Below are 12697 nucleotides of genomic sequence, written 5' to 3' on the forward strand. Positions count from 1 at the left end.
GCTGGGGAACGCCGGGGCCGGTGCATTAGGGGCCAGCACCTATCCTTGCGAGGATCGGGATATGCTGGCCGCCGAAGCTGCCTACTGTGCGCTGGAAGATGATTTGCAGCATTATCTGGGCACCTATGAAAGCACCCATGACTATGACGAATACCACTTCGATCTGGACGAAATCGAACATGACCCCTATTGTGGGGAGACAGGATATTTGAGAAATGCGGGATAAGGCGGGATGAGGAGGGAGACGGCGGGAAAACCCTTGAAATACGCGGGAAACGGCGACTTTCGGCGCGGGACGGAGGCGCGAATTATCAACAATCTTGAGATGAGGATGCGTCGGCGGCGGTCGGCGCTTTTTTCACGCCCACGAGGCCTCACAACGGCGGCGGCGCGGCGAGGCGCACACATACGCAGAATACAAAAAAGCCCCGGAAACGCCCGTATAACGGCATTTCTGAGGCTTTTAGATGGTATGAGCCACTCGGCCCCGTCCCGGAAGTCACAGCAGCAGACCAAGAGGACAAGAGCTTCGCGGCTCATGCTGCTATTGTAGCAGACGCGGCGGCGGATTGCAAGAGGGGCAAGCGTGCTAACGGAGCGTTAGAGCGTGCGAATTTTCGGGAAAACGGGGCTTTTCGGCGCGGATCGGTGGGGATTAGGGCGTGCGCTGGCCGTGCGAGGCGTGCGCGGCGGGGCGGCGAACCGGGCCAAAACAGGCGGCGAGCAATTCTACATTTCGGTCAAAACTGCGAAAAGCTGTAGAATTGCCCTGTTTTCAATGGTTTCGGGCGTTTTGCGAGTGCGGCGCGGGCGTTTTTCAATTCTACAGAAAACAGATTTACAACTAAATCAAAACAGCGCAAAAAATCAAGCGGTTCCACCTTGGGCTTCAGCGTCCTCGGCGGTGCCGCTTTTTGTTGCGGAGCTGCCGTTGTGATACGTCCAGTAAATAGACTCTTTTTTCCGTTCGACGTGCTTTCGATATTTGAGATGAACGAGGTCAAAAATGTCCTCCTGTTGCTCCTCCGGCAAGAGGCGATACATGGCGATCAGATCGGCCTCCTCGTCCTCCAACGGCGAACCGTCGCAGGTCAGACCTTGTTCTTGCTTGAGGTGCTCGAAAGCCGCATTGCGGTCATTCTCCTGTGCAGTCTCCGAACAGCTACGCCCAAAGACGAGATAGTCCAGAGAGATTTGTAGATATTCGGAGACAAGGACGAGCTTGTCGAGGCGGGGGCTCTGTTCACCCCACCGCTTTATAGTACCATTTCCGAGACCACACTCACGCTCGACGCGCTTGAAATTACTGCCCTTTTCCTTTATGGCCTGTTCAATTCTATCAACTAATTCGGACATAAAATGCCTCCTGTCAAAAAGTAGATTTTCAGAGACTTTCCGCTTGACAAGTAGCCAAACGGAGACTATAATAGGGGTGTACCCTGATTTAAGTATAAAGCAAGTAAATCATAGCACACCCCGACCGAAAATGAAATAGCAAATCGGCGAACGGTAGAGCAAAAGCGAGCGGCGGAGGCGTTTTTCAGAAGGAGAACGACACCATGAAGAACGACATCACAGACATCCTGTTCAAGTACACCACCGGCGAGGCCACACTGGAAGAGACGAACGACGCCTTGAAGGAGGCGGAGGCGGGTTTCAACTTGGAACCGGGTCGCAACGAGATCACCCCCGACGAGATGGCCCTCACCACTGTCGGAGATACCCCGGAGGAGGCCAACGGCTTCGGCCTGTTGGACACCGGCACCGGCAGCATGGAGAAAGTCCACGTCACCAACGGCAAGCTGGACGAGGCGATCAATCAGGTCAACCATGACGGCACGACCAATATGCTGGCCTTCGTCATCATCGGCCCCAATCGTTACGAGGTCAAGGGCGACACCCTGACGGACTGCTAAAGCCCACCAACACCTAAGCGACTCTTAGATTTAATTCCGCCGCCGCCGTTCGCTTTTGCTCTACCACAAACGCCGAGAAAAGGAAAGGAGGCAGATCATGAGACGCGGCAAGAAGCCCACCCGCAAGCAGAAGATCCGGCTCGGGCAAGCGGGTCTCGCCCCGGAGAACTGGCTGGTCGTGAAGCAGAAGGCAAACGGCGAGCTGATCATTCTGAACAAGTACCACGACACGATCCGCGTCATCCCGCCGCTGGGCGGATGAGCTTTGCAGGAAGGAGCAGCAGCATGAAGGAGCAACCGCGCATCTGCCCGCTGTGTGGGCGGGCATACGACGAGCCGCCCGCGCTGTCGCGAGCGGACAACCAGACGGACATCTGCCCGAGATGCGGCATGATGGAGGCACTGGCAGCCATGCCGAGGCGGGAAACGCCACAGGAGCGGACGCGACGGGCCGTGTACGCCACGGGCAACCGCTGGGCGATTGAGAACTTTGAAGCGACCCACCACTAAGCCGAAACGCCCGGAAGGGCGTCACCGGGAACTGCCCCACCCGGTCTGAAGATGGCAGGGCAGAAAGGAATGACGGCAGCATGAGAAAGATCAAGAAGATCAACGGCTTCCTCGTGGTCAAGTTCAACGACCGCGAGAAGCGCGAGTACGAGGGCACGGCCCTCGGAGAGTACGGCGTGATCGACGCGGAGGTCTACACGGGCAATCTGGACATCGACCGGGGCGCGATGGAGTACGACGACGCGGACACGCTGGAGGTGGCCGTGGAGCTGGCACGGGGGCTGGAGTCCGAGGAGGATATCACGGGCGAGCCGCCCACCTACACCGCCGCCGTGGAAACGAATGAGAGCTATACCGAGGAGACAGTGGAGCCCGCCGCCCTGATCGAGGGCTGGACGTGCCGCCTTGCCACGCGGGTCAAGAGCAAGCACTACCCCGACACCGACCCGCGCACCGCCGCGCACGAGCTTTACGGCTTCAAGATGGCGCTGCATCAGATCGGCTTCCTGCCGGAGAGCGAGGTCATCACCGACCCGGACACCTTCGGCGCGGGACGGTTGGACGGCCCCATGCCGCGCAACCCCGAAGAGCTGCTGGCGTTCGTGTGCGACGAACGGTGCAAGAACCGGGCCGGACACACGCAGGAGGAGCTGGACGCCATTTGCGCGAAGTGCCCGCTGGGACAGCTCTACGAGGACGCGGAGGCACAAGACCTGCGCATCCGGGAGAGGAGCGAGCGGGTGCTGCGGGAGCACATTGAGGTCATGAGGTACGTCGAGGACGCTGCGACCGTCCTGCTGGGCAGGAATGAGGCGCGTGCTTACCTTGCGGCGCTGCGGGACGGACAGATCCTGCAGGAGAACGAGTGCGAGCACTATGCGGCGCAGATCGCCGAGGTGGGTGCGGATCGGTTGGCGCTGAAGCTACCCGCAGACTTCAAGATCGAGAGCGTCCAACATCTCCGGCAACTGCTTCAAGAGGTGGATGATGACGCCAAGAACAGCGGCGAGCCGTTTAACGGCTTCCGGCACGAGACAGAGCGCATCCCGGCGCATCGGCTGGAGGAGCTCCGCCAGCTCGGGACGGCGCTTCTCGGCGAGTGCCCGGAGAACGACTGCACGATCTACCGCAATGTGTTCCGCATGGCGGTCGACGTCGACGGGCAGATGGGCAAGCTGACGGGCCACGCGAGGGAGACGATGCAGCGGGAGTATGAGCGGCTGCTCCGAGAGTTGAACCACCTCTACACCATGAACCACGCGGTGAAGAAGTACCGGGAGGCGCAGCATGACAGGACTTGAACTACTCAAGGCTCCGGAGGCCACGGCGGGCGAGATCGCGGACATCATCTCCGCACCGTGCCCGCCCATCATCCCCGCCCACTGCGACGGCGTGAGCTGCCGCGCGTGTTGGCTGTCATGGCTGACGGGCGAGCCAATCAAAGAGAAAGAGCCGCCCGACAAGCGGACGGCTCCGGATGATGCTCCCGCCTACTACCATCCTCCAGTGAAAGCAATCCGAGAGGCGGCGGAGAGGATCAGGGAGGGGCGCATGGAGTACGCAGCAGAAGCGCTCACTCGCCGATCCGATCCAGAAGAGCCTCGACGGCCTTGAAGGCGTAGGCCCTTGCGACTACTGACGTCGCATAATAAGTTTCCCGGCAGACGGCAACAATCGCCGCTTTCTGAGCCTCGGTGAAACCAGCGTCAACGTGCTCGCCAGAGTCGAGAATGGCAGAGCGAAGACGCTCGCCGAGAATAGTCCAGTCAACATCGCGGCTCTTGTCGACTTCGTCGAGTACACGCTCGACGACATCAAGGGTAGCATCAGCCATAGACAACACCCCCTCCCCGGGCAGTGGCCCAGCTCAATTATACACGAGCAGGAGGGCAAAGGAAAGGAGCAGCAGAATGTTCAGCACAGAAGACCTCAAGACCGCGATCGGCGCAACCGTCATCGCACGGCGGAACGCGGCAGCGCGGCTGCGGGAGGCGGGCAACCCCCGCGACCCGTTCCGGGCGCTGCCGGGGATGGAGCAGCAATTCTTTGAAGCGGCGCAGAGCGTGCGCAGCTACGACCTCGTTCTCAACTTACTTGAGAGAGAAGTGAAGCGGGAGGCGCGAAAGCGTGCGGGGCGCACGGCGCAAAGCGCGGCGGCGTTCCTTATCACGGCGGGGCTCATCACCCTCGCGACGCTGGGCTTCGCGGCGGCGCTGCTGCTGATGCGCTGCCCCGTCCCCGCCGTGAGCGTCACCGCGTTCATAGGCGTGGCAGTCTCGCTGGGCTGGGCGGTCATTCGGAAGTAAGTCTAAGAACGATGAGAAAGGAGGGCAAGCGATGAGAGGCCCGAAGAAACGGCTGACGCCGTTCGGGAAGATGGTGGTGAAGGCGCTGGCTGACCGGGACATGAGTCGGGCGGAGCTGGCGGCCACGGTGGGCACAAGCCCGCAGTACATGAGCTACATCCTGAACGGAACACGCTCCGGCGAGAAGTACCTCCCGGCGATCATCGCCGCCCTCGCGCTCGACCCGAAGAAGGCGGAGCGGGCGATCGCGGCATGACGCACGGAAGGGAGGGAACGGAGTGCCGGACGTATTCATCACGCTGGAGGAGGCAGCGGCTTTTGAGAGCGTCAGCTACAAGACTTTGACGCAACGCATCTATCGCAATCCTCAGCAGTACAAAACGAAGTCACAGGCCCGGGAGGGCGGCGGCAAGGATCAGGTGTTGATCTCGACAAGCTCCCTCTCGGCAAAGGCGCGGAAGGCATGGCGAGCCGCGCAGAAGGTGGAAGGGAGTGAGGTCATCATAGACAAGAGAGCACAGGAGGCCGTGCCATGGTACGTCACCGCCGACCTGAACCAGTACACGGAGGCGAACAAGAAGCGCTTCTATGAGGCGGTAGAGCTGGCGGCGCGGGTGCAGGACTTCATCGACTATGACGGCCCTGACCGCACGGGCTACGCCGAGCGGTACGCGCTGGGGCTGGGGATCAGCCCGCAGAGCCTGTACCGCTACATGAAGAACGTGCTGGAGGCGAACGCATGGGCGCTGAAGCTGGAGAAGGAAGACGGCAAGAGCCGGGACTACTTCCGGGCGCTGGCGCTGTGCCGGAAGCCAAAGGAGACGGGTACGTTCCCGAGCTTGACGGACGAGCAGAAGGCGATCATTGAGAACATCTGGTTCGACAAGCGGTTCGCGGCGAACCTCGGCACGATCGAGATGCTCTATGAACGGTTTGAGCTGGAGGCGGAGCGGCGGGAGTGGGAGGAGTATCCCTCCATCAAGACGGTGGCCCGGTACATCAAGTTCCTCATGGGACAGCGGGGCGCGGAGTCTGCCCGGTTCCTCGCCGCCAACGGGACGCGGGAGTGGAAGAACAAGCGGATGATGAAGGGCAAGCGCGACGCGACGAGCCTTCAAGTCATGGAGTATGTCGTCGGCGACGAGCACACCTTCGACTTTTGGGTGCAGTGGACGGCTCCAAACGGCAAGATCAAGGCCGTGCGCCCGAAGCTGGTTGCGTGGCTGGATATGCGCTCCCGCGCTATCATCGGCGATGTAGCGTGCGTCAACGCCAATTCGCAGACGCTGAAGGAGTCGCTGGTCAAAATGATCTACAGCAATCCGGGCGGCGTTCCCCACATCCTGCACGTCGACAACGGCAAGGATTATACTGCCAAGGCCATGACCGGGCAGAACCGCAAGCACCGCAAAATCGACCTTGACTTCGCATTCGACTCGGAAACAGTCGGCTTCTACCAGAGCATTGGCATCCAAGAGGTCGGACGCTCGCTGCCGTATCAGCCTTGGGACAAACCGATCGAACGCTTCTTCTCCACGGTCTGCTCGAAATTCTCCAAGTGGTTTGAGAGCTACACGGGCACGCTGACAGGCTCCAAGACCTACGCCAAGCGGCAGAAGGACATCGACCAGATGCTGGAGCGCGGGGAGCTGTTGACGATGGAGGAGTTCTTCGAAGTCTGGACGGAGTGGAAGAACACCAAGTATCACACCCGCAAGCATCGCGGCCTGAGCGACGCGGGCGAGAAATGGGTTACGCCGATCGAGATGTTCGAGAACGGCCCACGCTATGAAAAGGCAGCTCCACCCCGAGAGTACGCGGCGATGCTGCTGATGAAGGCGGCGACCGCCCGCGTCACAAACCAAGGCATCAACAAGTTCGGCACACTCTACACGGACACGGAGCTCGCCTACTACGTCAATCAGAAAGTCAACATCAAGTGGGACATCGACGATGTCACCAAGCTCTATGTGTACGACATGGACGGCAAGAAGATCTGTGAGGCGGTGTCCGCCGAGCTGCTCGCCTTCGGCCCGCATTGTTCTCAGGCGGCGCTGGAGAAGCATCTGCGAGATCAGAAACGAAACGAGCGAGAGGTCAGGGAGTATCTGGAGGAGCGAGTCCGCCCCTACGAGCTGCGGCTCGAGGACGGCGCAAGACCCTCGGATGCAGTGGGCATGATCGACCTGACCATCAAGGCCACGCCGAGCCAGAAGCTGGTCTCCCTGCCCAAGGACAGAATGTTCCGATCGGAACAGGCAAGCAAGGCGAGCCGGAAGAAGGTCACGGACGACACCTTCCTCAACGCCAAAGGCGACAAGGCGCTCTCCCTTTTGAGAGCGATGAACGAATAATAACGGAGGTACATTATGGAAGTTACAGCAGCAGAGCGCACCACAATCTACACCAACATCAGCCCCCTCGCGCAGCGCGTGAACAACTACATCCAGACGCAGCACTCAAGCATCGCGGCGGTCGCCAAGGACATCGGCTACAGCCGCACCACCGTCTCCCGGTATCTCACGGGCAAATATGACAGCAACCCGAACGACCTTGAGAGCAAGCTGACGGACTTCCTCACCCGGCAGACGGGCGAGGCGGTCGACCTGACGACGCCGTTGGCGGAGTCGGAGGGCAAGACGTGGCAGACGCCCGTATTCTTTGAGAGCCGGGACGCGAAGGCCGTGCTCGGTGTATGCCAGAGCTGTCAAGAGTACATTGGCCTCGGCATCGTAGTCGCCCGCAGTGGCTACGGCAAGACCTACGCCCTGCGGCAGTACGCGAAGCTCTCCCGCGTGGCCTACATCGAGTGCGACGACACCATGAGCAGCCGCGACCTTGTGGAGGCGATTGAACGGAGCATCGGGCTCCCAAACGGCTACGGCACGATCTGGCGCAGGGTGAACGGCATCCGGGAGTTCTTCAACACGAACAAGGGATACCTGCTGATCATCGACGAGGCGGACAAGCTGGTGAGCAAGTACACACAGAAGAAAATGGAGATCCTGCGGGCGGTGTTCGATCAGAGCGACGTGGGTCTTGTGATCGCGGGCGAGCCGAAACTGGAGGCACAGATCAAGACCTATCTCGTGCGTATGGCGAACCGGGTGGACTTCTACGCCTCGCTGCGGGGCCTCTCCCCCTCGGAGGTGGAGGGCTATCTCACGGACTTCCAGATCGAGCCGGAGGCGCTGGTGGAGTTGAAAGCGCGGGCGTGCAATATGCAGACCGGGTGCTTCCGACTGCTCGACCGCACGCTCTCTAACGTCCGACGCATCCTCAAGGAGACGGGCGAGGAAACGGTGACGGTGAAGACCATAGCACAGGCATCGTCCATGATGATGCTTTGAGGAGGGACAGCAAATATGAGAAAAGAACGCATCAGCGGAGCGATCCTCATCCTGCTCTCCGGCGTGCTGCTCCTGATGGCAGCCTACGGCGGGACGCCGGAGGATCGGGACGCGACAGCGATCCTCCTGACGCTGCCGATGGGTCTTGTGGCACTGTTCACCGAGATCCCGGAGCGCGGCAAGCGCACCAAGCGAGACTACCGGGCGTAAAGCCCGCAACATTAACAAATTGAAAGGAGCCGCAAACATGGCAAGGAAACGAGTAGTCGAGGCCCCGAGCCTCCATTCATGGGAGGACGTGAACGACGCCCTCCGTCAGATCGCCGAGGCGCAGATCGCGCTGGGCGAGATCCAGAGCGATATGCAGAAGCAAATCTTAGGGGCGCAGAAGGTCGCCGAGGAGCAGAGCAAGCCGCTCAACGACAATGTGGCCAAGCTGGAGCGCGAGATCAAGAGCTTCGTCACCGACCACAGGGACGAGATGGGCAAGACGAAGTCGATGGTGCTGACGTTCGGCGAGGTAGGCTTCCGGCTCTCCACATCCGTCTCGCTGCCCCGGGCGAAGGAGAAGCTGGAGGAGATCATCCGCCGTCTCAAGTCCCGCCAGATGACGGACTGCATCGTGGTGGAAGAGAAGGTCAGCAAGGAGGCTCTGAAGAAGTACGGTGAGGACACGGTGAACGCCGTGGGCGCAACGTGGAAACAGAGCGACGTGTTCGGCTATGAGGTGAACATCGCAAAGCTGGAGCAGATCAAGGCGGGCAACTGAGGAAGGGGGCTCACGGAATGACAGCAGCAAGGACTGGGCGCAAACAGCCCTCCATCCGCACGCTGTGGGCGATCGCGAAGTCGCCGGAGCTGCACCTCACGGACGAAGACCTGCACGCGGTTGTCTACCGCGAGACAGGCAAGGAGTCCATGAAGATGCTGACGCAGGGCGAGGTCAACACTGTTGCCCGCGTGCTGCAGAACATGAAGGACAGTGTGAGTCGGAGTGTGCGGGATAAGCGCACGGACACGGGCGGCGACATCCGCACCACCGCGCAGCGCCGGAAGATCTACGCGCTGTGCGAGGCGCTGGGCTGGAATGACGACCCACGCCGCATTCAAGGATTTGTCAAGCGCGTGGCCCATGTCGACCGCATCGAATGGCTGAACATGGCGCAATGCGAGAAGGTCATCGAAGGGCTCAAGGCAATCCTCGCACGGCAGCGCCGGAAGGAGGCGGAGCTGTGATAGAGGAACGAGCGATCCTCGCGGCGCTGGAACGCATAGCGCGGATGCAGGACAGCATCCGCAGCGGCATGGACATCTGCAGGGACACGGGGCTTGTGTTCCTGCGGGTCTACTATGAACAACTCCCTCCCAACGTTGCCCGCCGCCTGACAGAGCTACACGCAGAGGACATGGCGGAGATCCCTCGCGCAACCTCCACGGAGGGTACGGCGCAGGATCGGCAGCGTCTTGGCGAGAAGCTGGCGAGCGACGCAGCCACCGCACAGGTCATGCGGGCGATGAATGTCTACCGCGCAAGGCTCGGATACGGCCCACAGGAGGGCGGAGACGGCACGGAAGCAGCGGGAGGTGATATGTAATGCCAAAGGGGAAGAAACGCCTCACGCAGCGGGAGAAGGCCGAGCGTGCGGCGATCAAGAAGCAGCTCCAAGCGGACGGCGTTCTCCCACCTGATAAGCCCCGGCTCAACCGCAAGAAGTTCGCCCGGGAGGTGTGGGATGAGTTCAGCGAGATGGATGTCTACACCGCAGATTTCTACCTCCGCAAGGCGATCATGGCAACGGTGGGGCCGGAGCTGCACGAAGTGACATCGGAGCAGGTTGGCATCCTGAAGCTGATGAAGCTGGCGGTGGAGACCGATCGGTTCATGCAGCAACTCAAAAAAGAGGGGCGCGAGCAATACAGCATCGGGGAGTATGTCGAGAAGGTCTACAACCCGGTCATGAATTTATAGGAGGATTCACATCATGGCAAAATTGACACCAGACGCGACGAGGACGGAGCATGGCCTCGTCATCAACGAGAAGATCATCCCGTGGGGCGCGGTTTGGCCCAAGGACTCCGGCGCGTACAAGAAGGGCGCACAGTACAAGGCCGACCGTCTGCTCTCGGGCGGCACGGGCAAGGTCAAGGGCGTGACCATCCACAACACCAACGACCTGAAGAACGTGGAGGAGGACGCCGAGCAGTACACCCGTGCGACGTGGCCAAACGCCAACATGAACGACGCCCGCGTCCACTACTACGTCGACGACATCAACGCATGGCAGAACCTGAGAGAGGACGAGGTGGGCTGGCACGCGGGCGATGGCCGGAAGGCCACGGGCGGCAACGAGACGACGCTCTCCATCGAGATCATCATGGACGGCTCGGGCAGCAAGGAAGACCTCAAGGCAGAGGAGAACGGCGTGCTGCTGGCGGCACTGCTGCTGAAGAAGCACGGCTTGAGCGTGAACGAGCTGTACACGCACAACCACTGGATGGGCCACCCGGACTCCATCGTGCAGGGCGCGAGGAAGAACTGCCCGCTGTACATTCTGCCCCATTGGGCGCAGTTCAAGCAGAAGGTCGCCGCAAAGCTCACGGAGCTGAACGGCGGCGCGACCACCACGGAGGCGGGCAAGACGGAGATCATGGGCAAGGCCAAGGCGAGCGCACAGCAGATGGCGCTGTTCGCCCGATCCAAGAACGCGGAGCCGCAGCTCCCGGCGTGCTCGCTGGAGCAGCTGGCGCAGTTCTTCCTCGAAGAGGGCGAGGCCGAGGGCGTGCGCGGCGACGTCGCCTTTGCGCAGAGCCTCCACGAGACGGGCTTTTTCAAGTACGGCGGCATCGTGCTCCCCACGCAGAACAACTACGCAGGCATCGGGGCGCTGAACGGCAACGCCAAAGGACAGGCGGCGACCTTCCCTGACCCGCGCACGGGTGTCCGGGCGCAGATCCAGCACCTAAAGGCATACGCCTCCAAGGAGGCGCTCGTGAACGGGTGCGTCGACCCGCGCTTCTCCCTCGTGACACGCGGCTCGGCGCAGTATGTGGAATGGCTGGGCGCAAGCGACAACCCCAACGGCAAGGGCTGGGCCGTACCGGGCAAGGGCTACGGCAGCAAGATTATCGCCCTGTTAGGTCAGATCATGGCGTTCGAGGTGCCGCAGACGTCCGCGCCGAGCGAGCCGGAGGAGCAGGAGCCTGAGTTCCCGGCGTATCAGTTGGAGGGGCTTGAAACGCTCGTGGAGGCTGGCGTCATCAACTCCCCCGAGTTCTGGCGGCAGAAGTTCAGCGAGCAGGTGACGGTCGGCGAGGTGTTCGGTATCTTGGGAAAGCTCTTCACAAAAGCGACCGAGTAAGGACACGGAGGGCGGGACATGGAAGACCTCGTAAAGGAACTGACGATCGACATGGTTCCTGACGGCGACAACCGCATCATCGCAGAGACGATCGGCGTCGAGAACTACTACAAGCTGTGCTCGGTCGTCGGCGGCTCGACCATCTACCTCCAGAAGCCGGAGAGTGTCCTTCGCCCTGTCCGAGACGCTCACATCAAAGCGGAGTTCAACGGCTACAACCACCCCGAGCTCGCCCGCAAGTACGGCGTGACGGAGCGGTGGGTACGGCAGCTCTGCGGCGAGGGGAAGCTGGAGGGACAGATGAGCCTTCTCGACTACGGCGACGAGCCGGAAAACACTACGTTCTAAGACAACATTTCTAAGAAGCAGTACATATATAAGGTTCCTGAAAGGGACGGTAAAATAAGACTATGAGCTATGCTCATAGTCTTATTTTTATACTCAAAGGAGGACACCAAACATGAACATGGACATCATCCAGAGTGCGGCGTTTGAGATGCTGGTCAACGTCGCGCTCGCTGTGCTGGCCCTCGCCGGAGCCTACGCAGTTTACTACATCCGGCTCGGCGCATCCAAGCTGAAAGCGCAGACCGCGCAGATCGAGGACGCATCCACTCGCAAGGTGCTGGACGACGCCTTGAAGGATGTTGAGAACCTCGCCACGCTGTCGGTGAGCGCGATGGAGCAGACCACGGCAAAGGCACTGCGCGAGGCAGTCAAGGGTGGCAAGGCGAGCCGCGATGAGTTGGTCGCGCTGGGCAAACAGGTCTTTGATGAGGTCAAGGCGTCGATCGCGCCGGAGGCGCAGCGGGTCATCACGAAGAACCTCGGCAGCTTCGACGAGTATCTGACGAAGTATATCGAGGCCACTGTGCTGGAGATTAAGCAGAACGAGCCGTACATCACCCTTCCGGAGAGTGCGCTCATCGAAGGCGAAGCGGAACGGTAAGGGAGGCGGAACATGGACGTCTCTCAGATCACCGCCCTCATCGGCGCGGCGGCGTCGCTGCTGTGCACCGTCGTCGTCGGGGCGCTCACCTTCTTTATGAAGAAGACGCTCGCCAGTCTTGAAGAGGCGGACAAGCGGAACGCCGAGGACATCAAGACGCTGGACAAGAACCTCAACGACCTGAAGGCAGACCTCCCCCTGATCTATGTGACGCGGGAGGACTACATTCGGGTCATGAACAGGGTCGAGGACAAGCTCGATCAGATCCTCTACGGAGGCAAAGTCAAAGGAAAGGAGGAGTGACCTC

At 60.7% G+C, this 12697-nt stretch carries 20 protein-coding genes and 1 pseudogene; 19 read left to right on the forward strand and 2 right to left on the reverse strand.

The annotated features are described in order from the left end of the window. Window positions 1-190, forward strand: a pseudogene (locus tag H8Z83_RS16355) (NlpC/P60 family protein); the annotation flags it as partial. 677 nt (window positions 191-867) lie between these two features. Here the strand turns inward: H8Z83_RS16355 and H8Z83_RS16360 are convergent. Continuing rightward, window positions 868-1356 carry a helix-turn-helix transcriptional regulator gene (locus H8Z83_RS16360; protein WP_187016057.1) on the reverse strand — a complete coding sequence of 163 codons (489 nt, stop codon included), beginning with the start codon at window positions 1354-1356 and terminating at the stop codon, window positions 868-870. A gap of 203 nt (window positions 1357-1559) precedes the next feature. On the opposite strand from H8Z83_RS16360, the gene H8Z83_RS16365 reads away from it, so the two are divergent. The 5 genes from H8Z83_RS16365 (at window position 1560) to H8Z83_RS16385 (ending at window position 4040) form a co-directional block, all read left to right on the forward strand. Further along, window positions 1560-1916: a hypothetical protein gene (locus H8Z83_RS16365; RefSeq protein ID WP_187016058.1), complete on the forward strand. Its 357-nt coding sequence runs from the start codon at window positions 1560-1562 to the stop codon at window positions 1914-1916. 97 nt (window positions 1917-2013) lie between these two features. Then, window positions 2014-2178 (forward strand): DUF6906 family protein, encoded by a 165-nt coding sequence (locus tag H8Z83_RS16370; protein ID WP_187016059.1) that lies wholly within the window; start codon window positions 2014-2016, stop codon window positions 2176-2178. Between the two features lie 23 nt (window positions 2179-2201). Then, window positions 2202-2426, forward strand: coding sequence for a hypothetical protein (locus H8Z83_RS16375; protein WP_243185089.1), 225 nt, complete (start codon window positions 2202-2204; stop codon window positions 2424-2426). A 176-nt stretch (window positions 2427-2602) separates the two neighbouring features. Beyond that, on the forward strand, window positions 2603-3727 hold the full coding sequence (locus H8Z83_RS16380) for a hypothetical protein (protein ID WP_187016061.1): 1125 nt from the start codon (window positions 2603-2605) through the stop codon (window positions 3725-3727). Continuing rightward, window positions 3714-4040: a hypothetical protein gene (locus H8Z83_RS16385; RefSeq protein ID WP_097772103.1), complete on the forward strand. Its 327-nt coding sequence runs from the start codon at window positions 3714-3716 to the stop codon at window positions 4038-4040. Before H8Z83_RS16380 ends, H8Z83_RS16385 begins: the two co-directional genes overlap by 14 nt. Here the strand turns inward: H8Z83_RS16385 and H8Z83_RS16390 are convergent. Further along, entirely contained in the window at window positions 4000-4260 is a 261-nt protein-coding gene (locus tag H8Z83_RS16390) for a hypothetical protein (RefSeq protein ID WP_187016062.1), read from the reverse strand. The genes H8Z83_RS16385 and H8Z83_RS16390 overlap by 41 nt on opposite strands. A gap of 76 nt (window positions 4261-4336) precedes the next feature. On the opposite strand from H8Z83_RS16390, the gene H8Z83_RS16395 reads away from it, so the two are divergent. The 13 genes from H8Z83_RS16395 (at window position 4337) to H8Z83_RS16455 (ending at window position 12693) form a co-directional block, all read left to right on the forward strand. Beyond that, a complete protein-coding gene (locus H8Z83_RS16395; RefSeq protein ID WP_187016063.1) occupies window positions 4337-4732 on the forward strand; it encodes a hypothetical protein in 396 nt (131 codons plus the stop codon). Window positions 4733-4763: 31 nt separating this feature from the next. Then, window positions 4764-4988 carry a helix-turn-helix domain-containing protein gene (locus tag H8Z83_RS16400; RefSeq protein ID WP_005936238.1) on the forward strand — a complete coding sequence of 75 codons (225 nt, stop codon included), beginning with the start codon at window positions 4764-4766 and terminating at the stop codon, window positions 4986-4988. Window positions 4989-5010: 22 nt separating this feature from the next. Continuing rightward, window positions 5011-7086: a Mu transposase C-terminal domain-containing protein gene (locus tag H8Z83_RS16405; RefSeq protein WP_187016064.1), complete on the forward strand. Its 2076-nt coding sequence runs from the start codon at window positions 5011-5013 to the stop codon at window positions 7084-7086. A gap of 15 nt (window positions 7087-7101) precedes the next feature. Beyond that, the gene (locus H8Z83_RS16410) at window positions 7102-8082 is read left to right on the forward strand and encodes an AAA family ATPase (RefSeq protein WP_187016065.1); all 981 of its coding nucleotides are present in this window, start codon (window positions 7102-7104) and stop codon (window positions 8080-8082) included. A gap of 15 nt (window positions 8083-8097) precedes the next feature. Beyond that, the gene (locus tag H8Z83_RS16415; RefSeq protein WP_187016066.1) at window positions 8098-8292 is read left to right on the forward strand and encodes a hypothetical protein; all 195 of its coding nucleotides are present in this window, start codon (window positions 8098-8100) and stop codon (window positions 8290-8292) included. Window positions 8293-8329: 37 nt separating this feature from the next. Next, window positions 8330-8851, forward strand: coding sequence for a host-nuclease inhibitor Gam family protein (locus tag H8Z83_RS16420; RefSeq protein ID WP_055188839.1), 522 nt, complete (start codon window positions 8330-8332; stop codon window positions 8849-8851). Window positions 8852-8868: 17 nt separating this feature from the next. Continuing rightward, window positions 8869-9318 carry a regulatory protein GemA gene (locus tag H8Z83_RS16425; RefSeq protein ID WP_005936250.1) on the forward strand — a complete coding sequence of 150 codons (450 nt, stop codon included), beginning with the start codon at window positions 8869-8871 and terminating at the stop codon, window positions 9316-9318. Beyond that, on the forward strand, window positions 9315-9677 hold the full coding sequence (locus H8Z83_RS16430) for a translation initiation factor IF-2 (RefSeq protein ID WP_187016067.1): 363 nt from the start codon (window positions 9315-9317) through the stop codon (window positions 9675-9677). Before H8Z83_RS16425 ends, H8Z83_RS16430 begins: the two co-directional genes overlap by 4 nt. Beyond that, complete coding sequence (locus H8Z83_RS16435; protein WP_187016068.1) at window positions 9677-10051, forward strand: addiction module toxin RelE; 375 nt, start codon at window positions 9677-9679, stop codon at window positions 10049-10051. Before H8Z83_RS16430 ends, H8Z83_RS16435 begins: the two co-directional genes overlap by 1 nt. Window positions 10052-10064: 13 nt before the next feature. After that, window positions 10065-11441, forward strand: a complete 1377-nt coding sequence (locus H8Z83_RS19730; RefSeq protein WP_243185091.1) for an N-acetylmuramoyl-L-alanine amidase — start codon at window positions 10065-10067, stop codon at window positions 11439-11441. Between the two features lie 18 nt (window positions 11442-11459). After that, window positions 11460-11789 (forward strand): Mor transcription activator family protein, encoded by a 330-nt coding sequence (locus tag H8Z83_RS16445; RefSeq protein ID WP_005936263.1) that lies wholly within the window; start codon window positions 11460-11462, stop codon window positions 11787-11789. A 112-nt stretch (window positions 11790-11901) separates the two neighbouring features. Then, window positions 11902-12390, forward strand: a complete 489-nt coding sequence (locus H8Z83_RS16450) for a hypothetical protein (protein ID WP_187016069.1) — start codon at window positions 11902-11904, stop codon at window positions 12388-12390. Window positions 12391-12402: 12 nt separating this feature from the next. Further along, window positions 12403-12693 carry a hypothetical protein gene (locus H8Z83_RS16455; protein WP_187016070.1) on the forward strand — a complete coding sequence of 97 codons (291 nt, stop codon included), beginning with the start codon at window positions 12403-12405 and terminating at the stop codon, window positions 12691-12693. Window positions 12694-12697 lie beyond the last annotated feature (4 nt).

This window comes from Dysosmobacter segnis (assembly GCF_014297285.1).
GTDB classification, from domain to species: domain Bacteria; phylum Bacillota; class Clostridia; order Oscillospirales; family Oscillospiraceae; genus Oscillibacter; species Oscillibacter segnis.

Bases quoted from the DNA above. Each gene is read 5' to 3' on its own strand.
- H8Z83_RS16445 (WP_005936263.1), top strand. From the start codon at position 11,460: ATGGAAGACCTCGTAAAGGAACTGACGATCGACATGGTTCCTGACGGC.
- H8Z83_RS16455 (WP_187016070.1), top strand. From the start codon at position 12,403: ATGGACGTCTCTCAGATCACCGCCCTCATCGGCGCGGCGGCGTCGCTG.
- H8Z83_RS16435 (WP_187016068.1), top strand. From the start codon at position 9,677: ATGCCAAAGGGGAAGAAACGCCTCACGCAGCGGGAGAAGGCCGAGCGT.
- H8Z83_RS19730 (WP_243185091.1), top strand. From the start codon at position 10,065: ATGGCAAAATTGACACCAGACGCGACGAGGACGGAGCATGGCCTCGTC.
- H8Z83_RS16395 (WP_187016063.1), top strand. From the start codon at position 4,337: ATGTTCAGCACAGAAGACCTCAAGACCGCGATCGGCGCAACCGTCATC.
- H8Z83_RS16375 (WP_243185089.1), top strand. From the start codon at position 2,202: ATGAAGGAGCAACCGCGCATCTGCCCGCTGTGTGGGCGGGCATACGAC.
- H8Z83_RS16370 (WP_187016059.1), top strand. From the start codon at position 2,014: ATGAGACGCGGCAAGAAGCCCACCCGCAAGCAGAAGATCCGGCTCGGG.
- H8Z83_RS16365 (WP_187016058.1), top strand. From the start codon at position 1,560: ATGAAGAACGACATCACAGACATCCTGTTCAAGTACACCACCGGCGAG.
- H8Z83_RS16420 (WP_055188839.1), top strand. From the start codon at position 8,330: ATGGCAAGGAAACGAGTAGTCGAGGCCCCGAGCCTCCATTCATGGGAG.
- H8Z83_RS16400 (WP_005936238.1), top strand. From the start codon at position 4,764: ATGAGAGGCCCGAAGAAACGGCTGACGCCGTTCGGGAAGATGGTGGTG.
- H8Z83_RS16450 (WP_187016069.1), top strand. From the start codon at position 11,902: ATGAACATGGACATCATCCAGAGTGCGGCGTTTGAGATGCTGGTCAAC.
- H8Z83_RS16360 (WP_187016057.1), bottom strand. From the start codon at position 1,356: ATGTCCGAATTAGTTGATAGAATTGAACAGGCCATAAAGGAAAAGGGC.
- H8Z83_RS16390 (WP_187016062.1), bottom strand. From the start codon at position 4,260: ATGGCTGATGCTACCCTTGATGTCGTCGAGCGTGTACTCGACGAAGTC.
- H8Z83_RS16415 (WP_187016066.1), top strand. From the start codon at position 8,098: ATGAGAAAAGAACGCATCAGCGGAGCGATCCTCATCCTGCTCTCCGGC.
- H8Z83_RS16410 (WP_187016065.1), top strand. From the start codon at position 7,102: ATGGAAGTTACAGCAGCAGAGCGCACCACAATCTACACCAACATCAGC.
- H8Z83_RS16385 (WP_097772103.1), top strand. From the start codon at position 3,714: ATGACAGGACTTGAACTACTCAAGGCTCCGGAGGCCACGGCGGGCGAG.
- H8Z83_RS16425 (WP_005936250.1), top strand. From the start codon at position 8,869: ATGACAGCAGCAAGGACTGGGCGCAAACAGCCCTCCATCCGCACGCTG.